General features: G+C 38.6%; 21 protein-coding genes. 8 read left to right on the forward strand and 13 right to left on the reverse strand.

Going from position 1 to position 19,707, the window contains the following annotated elements:
* The 4 genes from AC6I5C_RS10075 to AC6I5C_RS10090 form a co-directional block, all read right to left on the reverse strand.
* The gene (locus AC6I5C_RS10075; protein ID WP_497905046.1) at window positions 1–519 is read right to left on the reverse strand and encodes an IS1096 element passenger TnpR family protein; all 519 of its coding nucleotides are present in this window, start codon (window positions 517–519) and stop codon (window positions 1–3) included.
* A gap of 24 nt (window positions 520–543) precedes the next feature.
* Window positions 544–1,566: a COX15/CtaA family protein gene (locus AC6I5C_RS10080; RefSeq protein WP_497905047.1), complete on the reverse strand. Its 1,023-nt coding sequence runs from the start codon at window positions 1,564–1,566 to the stop codon at window positions 544–546.
* 11 nt (window positions 1,567–1,577) lie between these two features.
* On the reverse strand, window positions 1,578–3,023 hold the full coding sequence (locus AC6I5C_RS10085; RefSeq protein ID WP_497905206.1) for a CCA tRNA nucleotidyltransferase: 1,446 nt from the start codon (window positions 3,021–3,023) through the stop codon (window positions 1,578–1,580).
* A 73-nt stretch (window positions 3,024–3,096) separates the two neighbouring features.
* Window positions 3,097–3,666 carry an L-threonylcarbamoyladenylate synthase gene (locus AC6I5C_RS10090; RefSeq protein ID WP_497905048.1) on the reverse strand — a complete coding sequence of 190 codons (570 nt, stop codon included), beginning with the start codon at window positions 3,664–3,666 and terminating at the stop codon, window positions 3,097–3,099.
* 69 nt (window positions 3,667–3,735) lie between these two features.
* On the opposite strand from AC6I5C_RS10090, the gene AC6I5C_RS10095 reads away from it, so the two are divergent.
* The gene (locus AC6I5C_RS10095; protein WP_497905049.1) at window positions 3,736–4,626 is read left to right on the forward strand and encodes an ATP-grasp fold amidoligase family protein; all 891 of its coding nucleotides are present in this window, start codon (window positions 3,736–3,738) and stop codon (window positions 4,624–4,626) included.
* Here AC6I5C_RS10095 and AC6I5C_RS10100 read toward each other — a convergent pair.
* Both AC6I5C_RS10100 and AC6I5C_RS10105 read right to left on the reverse strand, forming a co-directional pair.
* Entirely contained in the window at window positions 4,613–5,719 is a 1,107-nt protein-coding gene (locus AC6I5C_RS10100) for a glycosyltransferase family 4 protein (protein WP_497905050.1), read from the reverse strand. The two genes, AC6I5C_RS10095 and AC6I5C_RS10100, sit on opposite strands and share 14 nt — an antisense overlap.
* On the reverse strand, window positions 5,719–6,576 hold the full coding sequence (locus tag AC6I5C_RS10105) for a glycosyltransferase (RefSeq protein WP_497905051.1): 858 nt from the start codon (window positions 6,574–6,576) through the stop codon (window positions 5,719–5,721). Before AC6I5C_RS10105 ends, AC6I5C_RS10100 begins: the two co-directional genes overlap by 1 nt.
* 108 nt (window positions 6,577–6,684) lie before the next feature.
* Here AC6I5C_RS10105 and AC6I5C_RS10110 point away from each other — a divergent pair, with 108 nt between their 5' ends.
* Entirely contained in the window at window positions 6,685–7,458 is a 774-nt protein-coding gene (locus AC6I5C_RS10110; RefSeq protein WP_497905052.1) for a Kdo domain containing protein, read from the forward strand.
* Here the strand turns inward: AC6I5C_RS10110 and AC6I5C_RS10115 are convergent.
* Complete coding sequence (locus AC6I5C_RS10115) at window positions 7,455–8,216, reverse strand: glycosyltransferase family 2 protein (RefSeq protein WP_497905053.1); 762 nt, start codon at window positions 8,214–8,216, stop codon at window positions 7,455–7,457. The two genes, AC6I5C_RS10110 and AC6I5C_RS10115, sit on opposite strands and share 4 nt — an antisense overlap.
* A gap of 39 nt (window positions 8,217–8,255) precedes the next feature.
* On the opposite strand from AC6I5C_RS10115, the gene AC6I5C_RS10120 reads away from it, so the two are divergent.
* Both AC6I5C_RS10120 and AC6I5C_RS10125 read left to right on the forward strand, forming a co-directional pair.
* Entirely contained in the window at window positions 8,256–9,086 is an 831-nt protein-coding gene (locus tag AC6I5C_RS10120) for a glycosyltransferase family 2 protein (RefSeq protein ID WP_497905054.1), read from the forward strand.
* Window positions 9,079–9,903: a glycosyltransferase family 2 protein gene (locus AC6I5C_RS10125; protein WP_497905055.1), complete on the forward strand. Its 825-nt coding sequence runs from the start codon at window positions 9,079–9,081 to the stop codon at window positions 9,901–9,903. The genes AC6I5C_RS10120 and AC6I5C_RS10125 overlap by 8 nt, the downstream gene beginning before the upstream one ends.
* Here AC6I5C_RS10125 and AC6I5C_RS10130 read toward each other — a convergent pair.
* Entirely contained in the window at window positions 9,900–10,961 is a 1,062-nt protein-coding gene (locus tag AC6I5C_RS10130) for a glycosyltransferase family 9 protein (RefSeq protein ID WP_497905056.1), read from the reverse strand. The two genes, AC6I5C_RS10125 and AC6I5C_RS10130, sit on opposite strands and share 4 nt — an antisense overlap.
* A gap of 88 nt (window positions 10,962–11,049) precedes the next feature.
* Window positions 11,050–11,865: a 2,3,4,5-tetrahydropyridine-2,6-dicarboxylate N-succinyltransferase gene (locus AC6I5C_RS10135; RefSeq protein WP_053977017.1), complete on the reverse strand. Its 816-nt coding sequence runs from the start codon at window positions 11,863–11,865 to the stop codon at window positions 11,050–11,052.
* 136 nt (window positions 11,866–12,001) lie between these two features.
* Between AC6I5C_RS10135 and ruvX the strand changes: the two genes are divergently transcribed.
* From ruvX to mazG, 4 genes are all read left to right on the forward strand, one after another.
* Window positions 12,002–12,418 carry a Holliday junction resolvase RuvX gene (gene ruvX, locus AC6I5C_RS10140; protein WP_497905057.1) on the forward strand — a complete coding sequence of 139 codons (417 nt, stop codon included), beginning with the start codon at window positions 12,002–12,004 and terminating at the stop codon, window positions 12,416–12,418.
* Window positions 12,419–12,520: 102 nt separating this feature from the next.
* Window positions 12,521–13,111, forward strand: a complete 591-nt coding sequence (gene def / locus AC6I5C_RS10145; RefSeq protein WP_497905058.1) for a peptide deformylase — start codon at window positions 12,521–12,523, stop codon at window positions 13,109–13,111.
* A gap of 65 nt (window positions 13,112–13,176) precedes the next feature.
* Window positions 13,177–13,617 (forward strand): DUF5606 family protein, encoded by a 441-nt coding sequence (locus AC6I5C_RS10150; protein ID WP_053975587.1) that lies wholly within the window; start codon window positions 13,177–13,179, stop codon window positions 13,615–13,617.
* 95 nt (window positions 13,618–13,712) lie between these two features.
* The gene (gene mazG / locus AC6I5C_RS10155; RefSeq protein ID WP_497905059.1) at window positions 13,713–14,486 is read left to right on the forward strand and encodes a nucleoside triphosphate pyrophosphohydrolase; all 774 of its coding nucleotides are present in this window, start codon (window positions 13,713–13,715) and stop codon (window positions 14,484–14,486) included.
* A 200-nt stretch (window positions 14,487–14,686) separates the two neighbouring features.
* On the opposite strand, the gene AC6I5C_RS10160 is transcribed toward mazG, so the two are convergent.
* The 4 genes from AC6I5C_RS10160 to AC6I5C_RS10175 form a co-directional block, all read right to left on the reverse strand.
* Window positions 14,687–16,678, reverse strand: a complete 1,992-nt coding sequence (locus AC6I5C_RS10160; RefSeq protein WP_497905060.1) for a DUF349 domain-containing protein — start codon at window positions 16,676–16,678, stop codon at window positions 14,687–14,689.
* A 91-nt stretch (window positions 16,679–16,769) separates the two neighbouring features.
* Window positions 16,770–17,507 carry a shikimate dehydrogenase family protein gene (locus AC6I5C_RS10165; RefSeq protein WP_497905061.1) on the reverse strand — a complete coding sequence of 246 codons (738 nt, stop codon included), beginning with the start codon at window positions 17,505–17,507 and terminating at the stop codon, window positions 16,770–16,772.
* On the reverse strand, window positions 17,500–18,519 hold the full coding sequence (locus AC6I5C_RS10170; RefSeq protein WP_497905062.1) for a DUF368 domain-containing protein: 1,020 nt from the start codon (window positions 18,517–18,519) through the stop codon (window positions 17,500–17,502). Before AC6I5C_RS10170 ends, AC6I5C_RS10165 begins: the two co-directional genes overlap by 8 nt.
* 1 nt (window position 18,520) lies before the next feature.
* The gene (locus AC6I5C_RS10175) at window positions 18,521–19,534 is read right to left on the reverse strand and encodes a DUF368 domain-containing protein (RefSeq protein ID WP_497905063.1); all 1,014 of its coding nucleotides are present in this window, start codon (window positions 19,532–19,534) and stop codon (window positions 18,521–18,523) included.
* Window positions 19,535–19,707: the final 173 nt, after the last annotated feature.

A 19,707-nucleotide genomic window follows, 5' to 3' on the forward strand; every position in this document is an offset into this window, starting at 1 on the left:
TTAGTTCCAGTTTTCGTCGAAGTCCAAACTGTCAAAGTCCTCTAGATCCAGATCATCATCAAACTCATTGAAGTCGTCCATCATGTCATCGGCTTCAAAGGCTTTTTCAGGAGCTTGGTCAGGGATTTGCCCATGAACAAACATTAAATTAGGATAATCCATGCCTTCGGCTTCTTCAACAATCTCGGCCAATTCCACAAAAAAGGTCCACATGCTCAAAAAGTCATACACGTAGATCAACTTCGTTTGTTTTTCATTGGCAATATCGTTGATACTGGTTTCGTTCATCAACCGTACAGAGTTCATCCCATCACTCATATCGAACAATGAAATTTCTTCTCCTTGTTCCCAAGTATCATCGCTTAAATAAAAGGAAGCCATTTCATTTCCATCAAACCCAAAAGATTGGGTAATGGCATTGTGAAGGTCTTCTAAAGTATCTGTTTCGCGAATCTCCAAATCGCGAAATACATCATCTTCTGTATCGTTGTCGAGTATTATTCTAAATCTGTAAATCATATTACAAATGTAATCTATTTTCGGTTATTTGGTGAATCTGTGTAGCGTAAAAGTCATGGTGCTTAACAGGAAAAATGCGCCTACTTGGTGTAGTACACCTAACCAAATAGGAACGTAAAATAGTAAGGTTAAAACTCCAAGTAAAAACTGCACTCCAACCAATATTACAAGTAAGTTAACGCCTTGTTTTTGTTGTACTTTTAGAGTAGTTTTTCTGGCTTTATTCCAAAGTATCACAATTAAAACAACCACGATATAGGCAAATGTGCGATGTATAAACTGTATGCCGCTAGGGTTTTCTGTCCAGTTTTTATAAAAGGGTTCTACAATATAAGCCGACTGGTGGATAAATTTGCCTTCATTCATTAAAGGCCAGTGATTATGTACTAAACCTGCTTTTAGTCCAGCAACAAAGGCCCCGTAAATTATTTGAACTATTAAAGCGATGTATGCGACAATCGTGATATTTCTAAATTTAATGTTGGCAGGTTTGCGTTCTGGGTAAATTAAATCCAGTGCCACCCATAGTGTGGCTGCAAAAGTTAAAAATGCGGTTGTAAGGTGAGCGGCCAATCTAAAATGGCTAACATCCGGCATATCTACCAATCCGCTTTTTACCATGTACCAGCCCAAAAATCCTTGAAAAGCGCCTAGTCCCATAAGAACAATACTCTTTTTTATTGTGGATTTGGTAAGTTGTTTGGTCACTAAAAAATACGCAAACGGGAAGAAAAATACCAAACCAATCACTCTACCGATCAGGCGATGTAGCCATTCCCAGAAGTAAATACTTTTAAAATCGTCTAAAGTGAAATGCGAATTGTAATGTTTAAATTCTGGATGCTGTTGGTAAAGCTCAAAAGCTTCCTGCCATTCTGCTTCGCCAATGGGAGGAATGGTTCCGGTGATTAATTTATAGTTGGAAATTGAAAGTCCAGAGTCTGTAAGTCGGGTGATACCTCCAACAATTACCATGATGAAAATAAGAAAGCATCCTGTGAGTAACCAATAGATGACCTTTTTGTTGTCTTTAGTTGCGTTTGCCACGGTATGAGTGTTTATTGTTTTTTGGAAATTTGGTCTTTGCTAACAACTGCTTTAAGGCCCAAGCGTTCCCCTTCTTTTAGCATCAATTGGTAAGCTGCTTCGTGTTCGTTTGGAATGTCTCCTTCCAAAATGGCTTCTTTGATAGTTTCTTTTATGATACCAATTTCTTTAGAAGGTTTTAGGTTGAAGGTGGCCATGATTTCTTCTCCCGAAACGGGCGGTTGGAAGTTTCTTACATGGTCGCGTTCTTCAACTTCCACCATTTTCTGTCTTACAATCTTAAAGTTGTTATGGTATTTTTTAAAGCGCTTTGGGTTTTTGGTGGTGATGTCGGCTTCACAAAGTGTCATCAAATCTTCCACATAATCGCCTGCATCAAACACCAAGCGTCTTACCGCGGAATCGGTTACCATATCGCTGGCCAAAATTATAGGGCGGGAGCTCATAAGCACCATCTTTTGAACAAATTTCATTTTATCATTCAATGGCATTTTGAGCCTTTTGAATAAATGGAATACCATTTTGGAGCCTTCAAATTCATGGCCATGGAAGGTCCAACCTACCTTTTTGCTAAAGCGTTTGGTAGGTGCCTTACCTATATCGTGCAGCAAGGCTGCCCAACGCAACCAAACATTATCTGTGTTTAAAGAAATGTTGTCGACCACTTCCAAGGTGTGGTAAAAGTTGTCCTTGTGTCTTTGGCCTTCCACTTCATCAATGCCTTTTAGAGCCGTGAGTTCCGGAAGGATATAATGAAGCAACCCTGTTTTTTCCAAAAGAAGGAATCCAATGGAAGGTTTTTCGCTTTCTAGAATTTTATTCAGTTCTGTTACAATGCGCTCTTTGGTTATGATGTTAATCCGTTCATTGTTTCGGCTGATGGCTTCCAAAGACTCTTTTTCAATTTTAAAGCCTAATTGCGTTGCAAACCTAATGGCCCGCATCATACGTAACGGATCGTCGCTATAGGTGATGTCTGGATCTAAAGGTGTGCGGATAATTTTGGCTTCCATGTCCTTCAGTCCATTAAAAGGGTCTAACAAATCTCCAAAACAATCTTCAGACAAATTTAGAGCCAAGGCATTAATGGTGAAATCTCTTCGGTTTTGATCGTCTTCCAAAGTGCCATCTTCTACAATAGGGTTGCGGCTGTGCTCTTGGTAGCTTTCCTTACGGGCACCAACAAATTCAACTTCAATATCCTCATAACGCAACATGGCTGTGCCATAGGTTTTAAAAACCTGTACCTTTGGCTTGTTGGACAATAATTGGGACACTTGTTTTGCCAATGCAATACCGCTGCCAACGGCTACGATATCGATGTCTTTTTTAGAGTCTCTTTGCAGAATATGGTCTCTCACAAAGCCACCAATAACATAGGCGTCAATTTTTAATTCTTGTGCCGCTTGAGATACAATTTTGAACAGAGGGTGCTTGAGTGCTTCTTTGTAATTCATCAATGAAATGCCAGTTTTCAAAACCTCAATTTCTAGGTTTTATTTTGAAATTGATAGATTGAAATTTAGGAGATTACTTCCTTATAATTTTAACCTCACCATCCTTACCTAGTTTAATAATGGAGGACGGTTTTGTTTTTGATTTTTCGCTGGGCAAATTTACAACATAGTCCACACCTTTTAAAATCTCCTCAGAGATTTCTTCGAAGGAAGTTGGCGTAGGTTGCCCACTGATATTGGCTGAGGTGGAAACAATGGCACCGTTAAACTTTCTCAGCAACTGAAAACAGAAGTCGTTGTCTGGAATCCTGATAGCAATGGTATCGTCACTGCCCACGAGATTGGGAGCCAAGTTTTGTGGTCCTTCATAAATTATGGTGATAGGCTGCCCTGGAATGTCAAAGAAGTCAGGGGCCGCAGCAGGGATGTCTTTGACGTATTTTTTGAGCATGCGCTCATCGGCGACCAAGCAAATTAAGGCTTTGGAATCGCTGCGTTGTTTTAGCTCATACACTTTTTGGACGGCCTCAGGGTTGGAGGCGTCACAACCAATGCCCCAAACCGTATCGGTGGGGTATAGGATGGTTCCGCCTTGTTGAAGAATTTTGGAAGCTTCAATGGCTTCTTTTGTTATACTATTCATAATAAGAACTTAAAAAGCAAAGATAATCCTATTTGAATTACTATTTTTGTCCGCCCTAAAATTTCAAACATGAACTTTTTTAGAAAAAAATACTATCGCCTACTAACAAATTATCACAAGTCAACAGGAAATGAAGTTGGCTTTGCAAAAGCCTCCTATAAGTTGAAAAACAATAAGGAGCTTGACCTGCATAATCCTAAGGAATTTGTTGAGAAACTTCAGTGGTTAAAGTTCAACCTCTATGACGAATCTTACGGGAATTTTGTGGATAAATATGAGGTTAGAAAGTATGTAGAGGAAAAAGTTGGCAAGGAATACTTGATAGATTTGGTAGATGTTTATGACAATCCTGAAACCAAGGATTTACAGGACATGCCGGAAAAGTTTGTTTTGAAGGGTACCCATGGTTCGGGGTATAATATAATTGTCAAGGACAAATCACAAGTAGATTGGGACAAAACCAAAGAGGAGTTGCAGGGCTTTTTGGGCAAAAATTATTACCACAAGTATTTTGAGCGTGTTTATAAAGATGTGCAACCTAGAATTGTAGCAGAGCACTATTTAGACCAATTGGACAGTGATAATATTATCGACTATAAGTTTTTCTGTATTCACGGAAAGGTAGAGTGCATTTGGGTGAAAACCTTTGTTGATGGTAAGTACCGCAACTGTTACTACGATTTGAACTGGAAGAAAATAAGTCCAGATACCAATACTTCAAACTATTTATCCAAAGAGGTCAAACGTCCAGACAACCTGGAGGAAATGATTGAGGTGGCCGAAAAGCTATCGGAGGAATTTGTGTTTATTAGAGTGGACTTATACTCGGTAAAGGATAAAATCTATTTTGGTGAATTGACCTTTTTCCCTTGGGGCGGTTATAAAAGATTAACCGTTGAACACTTGAACCATAAGTTGGGCGAAAAAATAAAGCTTCCAGAAGATTCTATGACTTCATAGTTGCTCTGAGTTCTTCATAAAACTTTTTGGCAATGATTTCCTTGGTGAAATTTTCAACCAAAAACTGATAGCCGTTGGCCGTCAATTTCTTTTGAAGCGCTTCGTCCGCCAATAATTGTTCTACTTTATCGGCAAAATCGGTTGGGTTGCCAACTTCGGCCAACAACCCTGTTTCGCCATCAACAATAACTTCAGGAATGCCCCCGGCCTTGGCGGCAACAATCGGTACTTTACAGGCATAGGATTCCAATAGAACGCCACCCGTAGGTTCGTTGTTGGAGGTGAACATGAATAAATTGAATTCCGGCAAAATGTTGGGGATGTCCTTTCTAAAACCAGCAAAAATGATGTGTTCGCTCAATCCTTTTTGGGCCACATAATTTCTAATGTCTTCTTCCAAGCTTCCTTTTCCTACCAAAATATATTTAGCTTTGATGTTGTTTCGGTTCACTAAAATTTCAACCGTTTCCACCCAAGTGTAGTGGTCTTTAAAGCCTGTAAACTCAGCAATATTTCCAATGATTTTATAGTCTTTGGGGATATTGAACTCCTCATGCAGAATTCCTGTAGGGGCTTGTTTTGGGAATTTCTCTATATCGGTGACACTGCCCACAACACAAAACTTGTCATGGTTTTTTACAGCCGGTTTTAAGGATTCAACCACCGGTTGCGACACACAGATGATTTTTTCAATACCATCATAATTGTATTTCCACTTTCTTAGAACATTGGTATCCACACGCTTTATGAGGGTTCTGCATAGCACCAAAGAGGTGTCAAGCCTGTAGAATAATTTAGACATTACCGCCAAAGTGTGCGCCTTACTACTATGGATGAGCATGACATCTACTTGATGCTTTTCACAAATACGTTTGATGTCTTTGGCTAGGCCAAGATCATATTCCTTTTTGTAGTTATAGGGGATGATTTGCATGTTTTTGCTAGAAGCCACTCTGTAAACCTCAGAATCTTCTGGGCACATGATCCATTGGTCTTCTACATATCCGTATTTTTTGAAAGCTTCATAGAGATAAATAATTTTCTGCTCATGTCCTCTCCATCCGTTCGATGCTGTAAACTGTATTAATCTCATTATTTTTTCAATTTATAAATCCCCAATCCTTTTTTTAGCGTTTTGCTCAGTAGTACGTACTTCACATAAAGTTTGTTTTTCAAACTAAGTGTCTTCCATTCCTTTTCAGGGATTAGATTTTGGCTTACAAATGCGTCTATTTCTTTTGAAACCACAAAATCAGATTTTATGGCTTTCCAATCCACGGCATCGTAACCATCAAACATGTTCACTTTGTTTTTTTCGTGGATTATGGACATCCACAAGCGCTCTTTGGTCACTTTAACTATACGGTTCTCCGTTTTCCACATATTGTGGTCACTTTGCCAAACCGTCTTGAAATTGTCCTTCTTTTCAATAAGACTGATAAAAGGATTGAATACGTGTTCTTTTTTGCCCAACATGACCTCAGGAGATATTTGAAGCGAATAGCCCTTCACAATATCAATAGCCAAAAAGCTTTGTTGCTTGAATTGCTTCTGAACGGTATCTATGTAATACTTGCTGATGCAATCGTCATTATCTATTCTAGAGGTGATAATATAGTCTTCTTTACTGGCATCCTGTGTGATAAAATCCATGATTGACGGGTGAAAACTTGCCATACCATCAATGAAAAAAGGTAGAATGATTTCATGCCCTTTTAAAAGTTCCTGGATCTGTTCCTTGAATTTATCTGATGTTGAACTGTCGAAGAAAATAAGCCACTTAAAATTTTGGTTGCTTTGTGCCAAAATACTGGGAAGGCAAAAGTTTTCAAATAACCACATTCTATGTTCCATCCATTCGTCGGTAAGGAGGGTTTCATTATTTTTTGTGGTATTCCAACTAGGATTTTTAAGGTTAAATCTAGTTATGAGGTAGTGTTTAAACATCATTCAGGGTGTATTCGTGAGCAAAAATAATGTAAAATATTCATTCGATTTGGGTTGGGCTGTGTTAACTGTGATGAAAAGGCTACTTTTGTAGCGCGAAATATAGTTAAAATGCCTACAAAAATTGTCATCGATAAAAATGTAAATATATCCAAACCAATGCTTGAAGAGGCCTTGCAGCGTTTTGATTCTTCGGGGGAATTAATTGGTACAGGATATAGAAATGTGATTAAAACCTTAGATATAAATGGCATTCATTGTAATGTGAAGTCTTTTAAGGTGCCTAATTTAATCAACAAGATTGTCTACAATTTTTTTAGAAAAAGCAAGGCCCAACGTTCGTTTGAATACGCCAGTAAACTGCAGGGGATGGGCATTGGTACTCCAGATGCCGTGGCCTATGTAGAGCACAAAACACCTTTGTTTTTTAAGGAGAGTTATTACATTAGTAAGCAACTGGAATACGATTTCACGATTAGGAAACTTATTGATGAACCCATGTGCGAGGATTACGAACGTATTTTGAGGGAATTCACTAGGTTTACTTATGAGCTTCACGAAAAAGGGGTGCACTTTTTAGATCATTCCCCAGGAAATACCTTGATAAAGCAAGTGGATGGTGAATACCAGTTCAATTTGGTAGACTTGAACAGAATGCGCTTTGAAAAGCTGGATTTGGATATGCGTTTGAACAATTTTGCGCGTTTGTCTCCCAAAGATTATATGTTGGATATTATTAGTGACGAATACGCCACATTGATTGGAGCGCCCAAGGAAGAAATCAAAGAAAAGATGTATTTTTTCTCAAAGAAGTTTTCCTCTGGTTTCAAGAAGAAGGAAGCCTTCAAAAAGAAGTACTTTTTTTGGAGGAAGAAAAAGCGCTAATCCTGATTTTTGTACAATTCCCGAAGTTTGGTATACTTTAAAAATGTGATGTTGGCTGTTTGAATACAAATGACCAAGCCGTTTAAACCGTCCAAAAAACCTAATCTTAGTACATAGGATTTAAAAAAGGCCCATGTCGGGTTGAAAACGATTTTCCATAAGCTGGCTTTTTTGCCCAAATCAAAATAGGCTTTGGCGGCAATACTTGAAAAGTATTCTGTTTTTTGGTTGAATTCTGAATAGGTTTGATAGGTCCAGTGTAGCAAATCACCTTTCAATTGCCCCGTTTTTGCTTTGGGGTCATGCAAGACCACATTGTCATGAGGATTGATCCCTTTCCAAGACGCATTTCTACGATCGAAAACACGAAGTTTTCTGTTGGGATACCAATCGGAATGCTTGATCCACTGTCCACAGAAATTATTGAAACGGTTGCAGTAATAGCCATCCCATTGCCAATTATCTTTCAACTTTAAAATAGCGTCTCGTAAGGTTTCCGAAAGGGCTTCATCACCATCCAAGGAGACAATATAATCATGGGATGCCTGTTGGAGGGCAAAGTTTTTTTGTTCTATATATCCCAAGAATTGCTGTTCAATAAAGGTGACCTTGTACTTCTCGCAGATGGATTTAGTGTTATCGGTTGAAAATGAGTCAACCACCACAATTTCATCCACAATACCTACCAAAGATTGTAGGCAGCGTTCAATGTTTCGTTCTTCGTTATAGGTAATAATTACCCCTGATAGTTTGAGCATGGTCACCAAATTGGATGTAAAAATAGTATTTTTGCACTAATGGAAACACCAAAGGCCACTGTAATCATTAGCACATACAACCAACCGGAATGGTTGCAAAAAGTGTTGTGGGGATATGAAGTGCAAACCGAACCCAATTTTGAAATCCTTATTGCAGATGATGGGTCTTCCAAAGAAACCAAGGACTTAATAGATGGCTTTATAGCTAATTCATCGCTTAACATTATCCATGTGTGGCAAGAGGACAATGGGTTTCAAAAGACCAAAATATTGAATAGGGCCATTAGGTTGGCCAATGCCGAATATTTGATCTTTACAGATGGGGACTGCATTCCAAGAAATGATTTTGTGGAAACGCATTTACGGCTACAGCAGTCCAACTGTGTGATTTCTGGAGGGTATTTTAAGTTGCCAGAGCAAATTTCGAAGGATATTATCAAAAAGGATGTGGAAAGTCAACGTTGTTTCGATGCCAAATGGTTGTTGGACCTTGGGCTTGAAAAGACCTTTAAGCTAAATAAATTGACCTCCTTTGGGGTAAAATCATGGTTTTTAAATACTTTTACACCTACCAAAGCTACCTTCGACGGAATGAATGTATCTGCCTGGAAACAAGATGTTTTGGATGTAAACGGTTTTGATGAACGCATGGGCTATGGAGGTGAAGATCGTGAAATAGGGGAGCGATTGATGAACAAAGGCTTGAAGTTCATTCAGGCGAGATATAGTGTGATTTGCGTGCACCTTTATCACGAAAGACCCTACAAAAATGAAGAAGCTTTGAACCAAAACAAAGCCATTAGAAAGCAGACCAAAAAAACAAAATCTACCGTTACGGCCTACGGAATAGAACAGCAAAGAGATGAGTAAACCAAAAATTTCAATAATTATCAGTACCTATAATTCCGAAGCCTGGTTGGAAAAAGTGCTTTGGAGCTATGCGGCGCAAACCTATAAGCAATTTGAAATTGTGATTGCCGATGATGGGTCAAAACAGCCTACTTTCGATTTGTTGGACCGGATGAGAGCTGAGGTCGATTTTCCAATTGTGCATGTATGGCATGAGGACAATGGGTTCCAAAAATCGCAAATCCTGAACAAGGCTATTTTAAAATGTAAGGCCGATTATATTTTGATGAGTGATGGCGATTGTATAGCGAGGGAAGATTTTGTACAGGTGCATATGGATTATCGAGAACCTGGGTTTTTCCTCTCTGGGGGCTATTTTATGTTACCAATGCCCATTTCGGAATTGATAACAAAAGAGGATATCCTTTCCCAAAGATGCTTTAGGGTGAACTGGCTTAAAGAGCATGGTCTAAAAGTGTCCTTTAAAAACAATAAGTTGACGGCTTCTGGTTTCAAAAGTAAATTGCTGAATGCCATGACGCCAACCAATGCTAGTTGGAACGGCCACAATGCTTCTGGTTGGAAAGAGGATATTTTGGCAATCAATGGTTTTGATGAGCGTATGCAGTACGGAGGTCAGGATAGAGAGTTGGGGGAACGCTTATTCAATTATGGTATAAAGTCAAAGCAAATTAGGTATAGTGCCATCTGTTTGCACTTGGACCATCCAAGAGGGTATAAAAATCAAGAATCTATCGATAAGAATTTGGCCATTCGCGCCACGACCAAAAAGGAGAAACGCGCTTGGACCGATTTCGGTATCCAAAAGCCGGTTTAAAACTGCTCGAGATAATGTTCCAGTTTTGGTAAAATCAAATCAGGAGGAAAGGCCTCGTATAGAGTAAACACATCATCTTTCATGTCGCTTAAGGATTTCCCTTCGTAAAGTTCGGGCTTTTCATCCTTAAGGTGAACCGACACATTGGTGGTCCCATTTTCAAACATGTTCCAAGCTTCTTTTTTGATCCAAGGAGAAAAAATTGTGAATGTTGGCACCTCAAGTGCCTTGGCCATATTTACTGCGCCACCTTCATTACCAATCAATGCCGAACAGTGGCTGGTCAATGCCAAAAATTCCCGAATACTTTCACCAAAAACATCGAAGAAGATGTGTTTTTTAGTAGCCTTATTACAGAAATTGTAAATGGTCTTGGCTTCCGTAATTTGATTCGGAATGTAATTGAATAGAATCTGTCCTTGGGTTTTGGCAACTATGGCATCAATAATTTTGGCCATATGTGGCAAGGGATAGGTTTTGGTGTTGGCACTTCCCAAAACACCGATCATAAAAAGTGGTTGTTCTAAATTGATGCCAGCATTTAGCAATCGTTCCTTGGCCGAAGCTCTTTCACTATCGGTCAGGTAAATTTTAGGTTTGATGATGGTTTCTGAAAGGGATTCAGAAATGGGGTGTAACAATTGTAGTCTGTTTTCTATAGCAAGTCCTGCATTGGTAGCAGGTACTTTTTTGTTCTTAAACGTATGGGTATAAATGTATGAGGTGTAGGATTTATGTTGTGAAATCTTCATTTCGGCACCTGAGACGGCGGCCATCAATCCACTTGTAAACTTGCTGTATACATCAACGACGATGTCATACTCTTCCTTTTTGATGATTTTTAGAAAATTCAAGAACTTCAATTTACTCGCTTTTATTTCTGGAGTCACAAATAAAAACCGATCAATAAAAGGATTGTTCTCTACAACGGGATAGGTGTTGCTGTTGATGACGTAGTGCAGTTCACTCTTTGGATATTTCTTTTTGAGTGCCTCAAACAAAATACTTGTTGCGAGCACGTCACCAATCATTTTCTTTTGAATAATAAGTATTTTCACGTTTAAGGAAGTCGGTTTGGATAAATATGGGTAAGGTGAAAAATCACAAACACCCTTAGAGTAAGAGTGTTTGTGAAAATATATGTGATTACACGGCTACATCGTACTCGCGCAACGCATTGTTTAAAGAAGTCTTTTTATCTGTACTTTCTTTACGTTTTCCAATAATCAAAGCACATGGTACTTGGAATTCACCAGCAGCAAATTTCTTTGTGTAACTTCCAGGGATTACTACAGATCTTGCAGGAACCACACCTTTCATTTCTACAGGCTCGTCTCCTGTTACGTCAATAATTTTTGTAGAAGCCGTCAAGCACACATTTGCACCCAATACCGCTTCTTTTTCAACGCGAACACCTTCTACAACGATACAACGAGAACCGATAAAGGCATTGTCTTCAATAATTACTGGAGCAGCTTGAAGAGGCTCTAAAACTCCGCCAATTCCAACACCACCAGATAAGTGTACGTTTTTACCAATTTGCGCGCAGCTTCCTACGGTAGCCCAAGTGTCTACCATCGTTCCTTCGTCTACGTAAGCTCCAATATTTACATAACTAGGCATTAAAATAGTACCTGCAGAAATGTAAGCTCCGTGACGTGCAACAGCGTGAGGAACTACTCTAATTCCTTTTTCTGCATAGCCCTTCTTCAATGGAATTTTATCGTGGAATTCAAAAATGCCTACTTCCAAAGTTTCCATTTTTTGGATAGGGAAATAAAGCACTACGGCTTTTTTTACCCATTCGTTTACCTGCCATCCATCGGCAGTTGGTTCGGCAACTCTCAACTCTCCAGAGTCAAGTAAAGTGATCACTTTTCTAATGCTGTCAATGGTAGATTGCTCTGTCAACAAAGCTCTGTCTTCCCAAGCGTTTTCAATAATCTGTTGTAATTCGTTCATTGTTGTCATTTCAAAATTCATGCAAAGATAAGCCGATAATTTTTACTTAAAAAGGAGATGTCCAAATAATGGGGATTTAGGAGAAAATTGGCAAAGCCTTTAGAAAATATGGATTTTAAAATGGTATTTTTGTGGCATGAACGGAAGAATTTTAGCCATTGATTTTGGAACCAAGCGGACAGGTTTGGCTGTAACCGATGAGTTGCAGATCATCGCCTCTGGGCTTACCACAGTTGCCACAAAGGAATTATTGCTATTTTTGGAAGACTATCTTTCCAAGGAACATGTGGTGTGCATTGTGGTGGGAGAGCCTAAGCGATTGAACGATGAGCCTTCCCAAAGTGAGGCGGCCATTCAACCGTTTTTGAAAAAGTTGGCAGAGCGGTTCCCCAATACGCCTATTGAAAGAGTGGATGAACGCTTTACTTCCAAAATGGCTTTTCAAACCATGATTGATAGCGGTCTAAAAAAGAAACAGCGCCAAAACAAGGCCTTGATAGACGAAATTAGTGCTACCATAATTTTACAGAGTTATCTGTATTCCAAATCATAGGAACACTGGCTAATTTGGAAGATTCCAAGACAATTAAAAACCTTTCTAAAATTTCAAAAACGCACTAATAGTTGTATTTTTGCATCCGAAAATAAAATACTTATGATTTTACCAATTGTTGCTTACGGTGACCCAGTCCTGAGAAAAAAAGGAGATAACATCACCAAGGATTATCCACAATTAGACGCGCTTATAGAAAATATGTACGAAACCATGTATGGCGCGTACGGCGTTGGTTTGGCAGCACCACAAATTGGCTTGCCTATCCGTTTGTTTATTGTAGATACGGAGCCTTTTGCAGAAGATGAATCATTTACTTCAGAAGAACAGGAGCAATTGAAAAACTTCAAGCGCACCTTTATCAATGCCGAAATTTTGGAAGAAGAAGGGGAAGAGTGGGGATTCAACGAAGGTTGTTTAAGCATTCCAGATGTGCGTGAGGACGTGTTCAGAAAGCCAAAAATCAAAATGCAATACCAAGACGAGAATTTTGAAACGAAAGTAGAGGAGTTTGACGGGTTGATTGCTCGAGTGATTCAACATGAGTATGACCATATTGATGGCGTGTTGTTTACAGACAAGCTTTCATCGCTAAAAAAGCGCTTAATTAAAGGAAAGCTTGCCAATATTGCCAAAGGAAAAATTAGAGTGGATTACAGAATGCGTTTCCCACTTTTAAAAAAGAAGCGCTAAGAGTTAAAAGAGCATAGGCAAAAAATTATATTTGCCACCGAATTATAAAAAAGTTAATACAATTTATGGGATTAGATAAAATTCTTTCAATTTCAGGAAAGCCAGGATTATTTAAAATAGTCACACAAACAAGGAGTGGTATTATTGCCGAGTCCCTTATCGATAAAAAGCGTATCTCTGTAAACGTACACAACAACATTAGTGTATTGAGCGAGATTGCCGTTTATACTTTGACAGAAGAATTACCACTGTTTAAAGTGTTTGAAAAAATTATGGAGAAGGAAGAGGGAAAAGCAACTTCCGTTAGCCATAAAGACAATAAGGAAGCACTAGAGGAGTATTTCTTTGGAATCCTTCCGGATTATGATGAAGATCGCGTATATGCTAGCGATATCAAGAAAATTATTCAATGGTACAACTTGCTGCAAAACAATGATTTGTTAGCTGCCGTTGAAGAAACTTCAAAAGCAGTTGCAGAAGCCGAAGCTGCTTCAGAAGAAGAATAAAAACTATCCAAATGTGTTTACCTAAAGACGTACTTTGTCTTTGGGTAAACGCAAATAGTTGTACTTTTGAGTCATTAAAATCCTTACCTCAAGTTATGACAGATAAAACCGTACAGCTTAAAGCCTTTGAGCGTTTGTTGGTAATCATGGATGAGTTGCGTGAGCAATGTCCTTGGGACCGAAAGCAAACCATGGAATCCCTAAGGCACCTTACCATAGAAGAAGTTTATGAACTTGGAGACGCCATCCTTGACAATGATTTGGAAGAAATCAAAAAGGAATTGGGTGATGTCCTGTTGCACATTGTGTTTTATTCCAAAATAGGAAGTGAAACACAGGCTTTTGATATTGCAGATGTTTGTAATAGTATTTGTGATAAGTTGATCGATCGTCATCCACATATTTATGGAGATGTAACCGTGAATGATGAGGAAGATGTAAAGCGCAACTGGGAACAATTAAAGCTTAAGGAAGGAAAGAAAAGTGTCTTGGAAGGTGTGCCTAGAAGTTTACCTGCCATTGTAAAGGCTAGTCGTATACAGGATAAGGTTGCAGGTGTAGGATTTGATTGGGAAGAACCACATCAAGTTTGGGAAAAGGTAGAGGAAGAGCTTCAGGAACTTCAGGAAGAAGTGAAGGAGGGAGATGTGGAAGCTATGGAAAATGAATTGGGAGATGTGTTCTTTTCCCTGATCAATTATGCTCGATTTTTAAAAATCAACCCTGAAAATGCCTTGGAGCGCACCAATAAAAAGTTTATTTCCCGATTTAAATATTTGGAGTCCAAAGCCAAGGAATTGAATAAATCTTTAGAGGATATGACCCTTAAAGAAATGGATGTGTATTGGGAAGAAGCTAAAAATCAATAATTTTTGATTTTTTTTGAAAATACATAATCCAAATACAAGAGTTGCTACGTATATGTAATATAGAACTATGATTATAGTTTTATAATCATAAGTAGGTTAGCCTTAATATAAAATAAGCGGATTTATTTTAAGGTATTAAATTTAGTTTAGTTAGGGGTCAATATCCTATCTGTGGGCAACCACAGATAGGATTTGATTTTTTAGTACATCTCCTTAAGCTTTTTCAGCTTTTCTTCCCAGGTATTTAAGGTCGCTTTATGGTTCTCGATATTGTTAAGAACATCTTTTACCATTGGGTTGTCTTCATCGACATTGGAGAAAAATAGTAGATTGTTTTCCAACTGGTTGATTTCACTTTTAACTTCATCAATTTTTTTGCGGATAAAGTTGTGCTCGTTGTCCAAAAGACTTGTGTCGTTTGGTTGCGAAAGGGTTTCCAGCTTGTTTTCAAACTTGATCATTTCAATTTCCGAAGGGTCCATGTCCAGTTTACCAAACAACTCATCTAAAGCTTTATTGAATTTTCCTTCAATAAAACGTTTGTTGTGCGGTACGTGACCAATGGTTTGCCATTCGGCTATTTTTTCCTTGATAGTTTCAATATCTGCTTCTACGTCGCCGCTTAGGGTTGTTTTTCCTAAACTGTCAAGTAGCTCATTCTTTTTGTCGAAAGCTTCAAACTGCTCTTTGTTGGCAGCATTCTTTTCAGCATGTAAACGATCGAAATATGCATTGCAGGCAGCCTTGAAACGCTTCCAGATTTTATCGCTATCCTTTCTTGGAACGTGCCCGATTTTTTTCCAATCATTTTGGATTTTCTTCATCAACGGTGTGATGGTTTCAAAGTCGTCACTGTCCTTGTTGTCTTCAGCAACTTGGATAAGATCCAATTTCTTCTGAAGGTTATCATATTGTTCCTTTTTAAGGTTTTTATAAAAGGCGTTTTTGTTTTTATTGAAGGCTCTAACGGCTCCCTTAAATTTGGCCCAAGTGGCTTCATTTACCTTAATCGGTACTTTTCCTGCATTAAAAAAGTCTTGTCTAAGCGCTTCAACTTCCTTAATTTTTTTCTGCCATGCTTGATGGGTTTTTGCAATATCCTTGCTGATGGCTTCAATTTTGGAAATAATCTCTTCTTTGCGTTCCAAATTAGCTTCATAAGCCTTGTCCAAATCGGCATAATAAGCTTGACGCTTATCGTGTATAATTTTGGTAGCGTTGCTAAAACGTTCCCAGATTTCTTCACGGTATTCTTTGGCAACAGGTCCTAAATCTTCCTTCCACATTTTGTGAAGTACCTGTAGCTCTCTAAAACTTCTATTGACATTGTTGTCTTGGGCTAGCTCTTCGGCACGCTCAATAATTTTAAGTTTTTGGTCCAAGTTGTGCTTGAAATCCATGTCGCGCAAATCGCGGTTCAAATGAAGGAAATCATAAAATATTTCCACATGGTGGTGATAGGTGTTCCAAGCATTGTTGTATTTATCTCTTGGAATAGGGCCAGCATTGCGCCATTCTTCCTGAAGTTCCTTAAAGTGCTTGTAAGTCGTGTTGATGTTTTCTTCAACATTGATCAAGCCTTTAATTTCCTCAATGATGCGCAAACGGTTATCTAGATTGTCTTTTAGATTACGCTCCAAGCTTTTGTAATAAGCGTGTAGGTTGCTTTTGTATTCTTTGTAAAGTGAATTGAAGTCTTTCTTTTCTGGAGTAATAAAATAGAAGTCTATTTCATTGCCACCGTCGTTAATGAACTCTTCCTTTTTTTCTTCTAAAAGTTCACCGAATTTATCGTTGAACTCAGTTTTGATATCATTCACCTGCGACTTGATAGTCTGTATTTTATGATGCTTGAGCAAATAATCAAGTTCCTTAAGAAGCTGACCCATGGTCATGGCATGGTAATCCTTACTTTCTACAGTGTGTCTTTGGCTGTTGTCTTCGTCTTCGGCATCTTCTGCGTTGGACTCGTCAATTTCCTCTACATGGGCATCCACCTTTTTAGGCGCTGCACTTTCTTCTGCTGGGTTGGTGTTTTGGGCAGTCTCTGTTTCGGGAGTTTCGGTTTCTACAGTAGGCTGCTCATTTTCTGTAGGGGTTGAAGCGTTGGTTGTGTTGCTTTGATCTTGGATCTCAGCAGAGTTTTGTTCGTTGTTTCCGTCTGCATTCTGCAGGTTATCTTTCTCTGACATTTTTACAATGTTTTAGTTGAAAATACTTAGAAAGCTAATATACTAACAAGCGCTTACATAACAAAAAGAGCGGCCGTGATTTTAATCGATTTTAAACCTTATTCCAGATCTCCCAAGCCTTTTCGGCTTGAAGTTCCAGCATTTTACTGCCATTAACGGTGGTAGCCCCTTTAATATCTCCACAGGTTAGAAACTTGGTGTGTTCTGGATTGTAGATAAGGTCGTATAGCAGATGTTCTGGGGATAGGCCATCATAAGGAATGTCTGGGCACTGGTTCACATTGGGGTGGGTGCCCAAAGGGGTGCAGTTCACAATCACGGTATAATGTTTCAAGAGCTCTTCAGTGATATCAGCGTAGGTATATTTGACATTTGCCTTGGGGGTTCTGGAAACAAAATCAAATGTGATGCCTAAATTCTTGAGGGCATAGGCTACTGCTTTTGAAGCGCCTCCGGTACCCAAAATCAAAGCTGATTTGTGATGCGGTTTTAAATAGGGCTCCAAAGAGGTTTGGAAGCCATAATAATCCGTGTTGTAACCTTTAAGGGAGCCGTCTTTTTGCAGTTTTACGGTATTTACGGCTCCAATTTCTTGGGCTGTGTCGTCCAAAGAATCCAAAAGCGGCATGATTTGTTCCTTATAGGGAATGGTAACGTTAAAGCCAATTAAATTCGGATTGTTGGCTAAGGTGGTTTTCAATTCAGAAATGTTTTCCAAATCAAAATTCTCGTACACAAAGGGAAGCCCTTCTGATTCAAATTTTTTAGTGAAATATCCTTTTGAAAATGAATAGGAAATGTTCCTACCCAATAATCCTAATTTATGCATGTGCTCGACGTGTTTTTTGTCCGTATTTATCCAAACCCAAAACTATAAGAATTCCAATAATTATAAATAACAACGCTAAATAAGTTGTGGAATTTAGTTCGGGGATATAACGTTGGTAATTTTCAACAATTTTTTGTCCGGTAGAATCCAAAAGGAAATCACCGTTTACATCTTGCTTGTATTGGGTCTCTTTCCATGGCCATACTACACCAAGGGATCCTGTGATAAACCCAATTATACTGGCCGTGGTGATATTTTTATAATGCTTGATGATAAAATTGAGAGCATGTGAAAAGGTGACCAATCCCGTTATAGAACCTAAAGTGAATACTACTAAAATCTTCAACATTTTAAGGCGATGCGGATCATTTATAAAATGAAAATCGCCACTAATGATGTCGGTAAAGGTGTCGAAAAGCGCATTCACGGAGTCTACCAAAAGCAATACATAGTTGCCCAGTAAAATCAAAATAAAGGAACCGGAAAACCCGGGAAGCGTCATTCCTGATACGCTTATAATACCACAGAAAAACACGAACAATAAATTGTCATTTTCCTTAGCCGGATCCAAAAAACTAATACCTAATCCTAAGGCAATACCAATAATGAGTGACAAAATAGTATTGGTGTGCCAATGGTGAAAATCCTTCTGAATGTAATAAATGGAGCCAATGATCATGCCAAAAAAGAGACTCCAAACATAGAGTTCATAATGGACTATAAAGTAGTCTAAGAGTTTGGAAACACTAAAATAGCTCACGACCATCCCAAGAAACAATAGCCCTAAAAACCGCCCATTGATATAATTGTAAAAACTCTTATACCGTTTGTTGATTAATAGTTTAAAGGCTTTTCCGTTTATTTTTTGAAGTGAATAAATAAACTCTTCGTAAAAACCAGCTACAAAGGCCACGACGCCTCCAGAGACCCCTGGCACCTTATTGGCGGCACCCATGGCAAGCCCCTTTATGACAAGGAAAATGCGGTCTGAAAGTGTCCTGGTACTGTGCATGCTATACGTTTTTGGAGCCTATTTTTTCTAAAATGAAGATAGTAAAAAAACCAAGAATCATTAAGCCTAAAGCAGCTGGTATTTGATTGTTTACTAGTTGATTGTTTAATTCAGAATAATTAAAAGGCAAGATGCTGTGTTCAGAAATCAACTTATAGGTGTCAAAATTTTGAATTTGTTTTTGGTACACTGAAAGTGTGGCCAAATCTGAGATTTCTGAAAATGGAAGGATTGTTCCGCTGGATTTTTCCATGACCATATCCGTAACTTTCCATGGCCAAATCTTGTTAAGCGACCCGAAAATGAACCCCGTAAGTATGGCTAGAGTGGTATTGTGGTAGTTTTTAAAAAGCCATTTCAAAACTCTACTGAAACTTAATAGCCCTACCACAGCTCCCAAACCGAAAATAGCAATTCTCTTCAAATCAAAATCATGAAAAGCATCACTAAGGGTTTTATAGGCGCCAAGAATCACCAAGATAAAAGACCCTGAAATCCCGGGAAGAATCATGGCACAAATAGCCAAAGCTCCTGCAAAAAATAGAAATAGCGGATTTTCATTACTGCCCAAAGAGGGGAGGGTAGTGATGTAATAGGCAAGTACACTTCCTATGATCAAGGCTACAATGGTGCCCATAGACCATGCTTTTACTTGTTTGGCAACAAAGTAGATACTGGCAACAATCAATCCAAAAAAGAAGGACCAAATTAAAATAGGATGGTTTTCAATTAAGTATTTAGCCAATCTCATAAATGACACGAAACTGACAAGGATTCCTGTTAAAAGGGCCAAAAGGAAATTTCCATTCAGTTGTTTCCAAAAGGCTGAAAAACCCTCATTTCGTAAGGTTGTTAGCAACGAAAGATTAACATTGCTGATAGTGTCAATTAGTTCTTCGTATATTCCTGAGATAAAGGCGATGGTCCCTCCAGATACACCTGGCACCGCATCGGCAGCACCCATGGCGGTACCTTTAAGGGCAATAACTATGTAGTCGATTAAGCGTCTTTGCATGTTTCGGTTTCAATAAAGAAGCGTAAAGGTAACAAACATCTTTGGAGTATCGATATGCAAACCTGAAATGAAATTGTAAAATTTATCTTGAAAAAAATGGAAGTCTATAAATGCAAAAAAGCCAAGGAAACAATCATGTATCTTGGCTTTTTAGACAATTAAATTTTGTAGAT

The sequence above is a fragment of the Mangrovimonas sp. sgz306409 genome, assembly GCF_059735265.1.

Bases quoted from the DNA above. Each gene is read 5' to 3' on its own strand.
- AC6I5C_RS10075 (WP_497905046.1), bottom strand. From the start codon at position 519: ATGATTTACAGATTTAGAATAATACTCGACAACGATACAGAAGATGAT.
- AC6I5C_RS10085 (WP_497905206.1), bottom strand. From the start codon at position 3,023: ATGAATTACAAAGAAGCACTCAAGCACCCTCTGTTCAAAATTGTATCT.
- AC6I5C_RS10090 (WP_497905048.1), bottom strand. From the start codon at position 3,666: ATGAATAGTATAACAAAAGAAGCCATTGAAGCTTCCAAAATTCTTCAA.
- AC6I5C_RS10095 (WP_497905049.1), top strand. From the start codon at position 3,736: ATGAACTTTTTTAGAAAAAAATACTATCGCCTACTAACAAATTATCAC.
- AC6I5C_RS10100 (WP_497905050.1), bottom strand. From the start codon at position 5,719: ATGAGATTAATACAGTTTACAGCATCGAACGGATGGAGAGGACATGAG.
- AC6I5C_RS10105 (WP_497905051.1), bottom strand. From the start codon at position 6,576: ATGATGTTTAAACACTACCTCATAACTAGATTTAACCTTAAAAATCCT.
- AC6I5C_RS10110 (WP_497905052.1), top strand. From the start codon at position 6,685: ATGCCTACAAAAATTGTCATCGATAAAAATGTAAATATATCCAAACCA.
- AC6I5C_RS10115 (WP_497905053.1), bottom strand. From the start codon at position 8,216: ATGCTCAAACTATCAGGGGTAATTATTACCTATAACGAAGAACGAAAC.
- AC6I5C_RS10120 (WP_497905054.1), top strand. From the start codon at position 8,256: ATGGAAACACCAAAGGCCACTGTAATCATTAGCACATACAACCAACCG.
- AC6I5C_RS10125 (WP_497905055.1), top strand. From the start codon at position 9,079: ATGAGTAAACCAAAAATTTCAATAATTATCAGTACCTATAATTCCGAA.
- AC6I5C_RS10135 (WP_053977017.1), bottom strand. From the start codon at position 11,865: ATGAACGAATTACAACAGATTATTGAAAACGCTTGGGAAGACAGAGCT.
- ruvX (WP_497905057.1), top strand. From the start codon at position 12,002: ATGAACGGAAGAATTTTAGCCATTGATTTTGGAACCAAGCGGACAGGT.
- def (WP_497905058.1), top strand. From the start codon at position 12,521: ATGATTTTACCAATTGTTGCTTACGGTGACCCAGTCCTGAGAAAAAAA.
- AC6I5C_RS10150 (WP_053975587.1), top strand. From the start codon at position 13,177: ATGGGATTAGATAAAATTCTTTCAATTTCAGGAAAGCCAGGATTATTT.
- mazG (WP_497905059.1), top strand. From the start codon at position 13,713: ATGACAGATAAAACCGTACAGCTTAAAGCCTTTGAGCGTTTGTTGGTA.
- AC6I5C_RS10160 (WP_497905060.1), bottom strand. From the start codon at position 16,678: ATGTCAGAGAAAGATAACCTGCAGAATGCAGACGGAAACAACGAACAA.
- AC6I5C_RS10165 (WP_497905061.1), bottom strand. From the start codon at position 17,507: ATGCATAAATTAGGATTATTGGGTAGGAACATTTCCTATTCATTTTCA.
- AC6I5C_RS10170 (WP_497905062.1), bottom strand. From the start codon at position 18,519: ATGCACAGTACCAGGACACTTTCAGACCGCATTTTCCTTGTCATAAAG.
- AC6I5C_RS10175 (WP_497905063.1), bottom strand. From the start codon at position 19,534: ATGCAAAGACGCTTAATCGACTACATAGTTATTGCCCTTAAAGGTACC.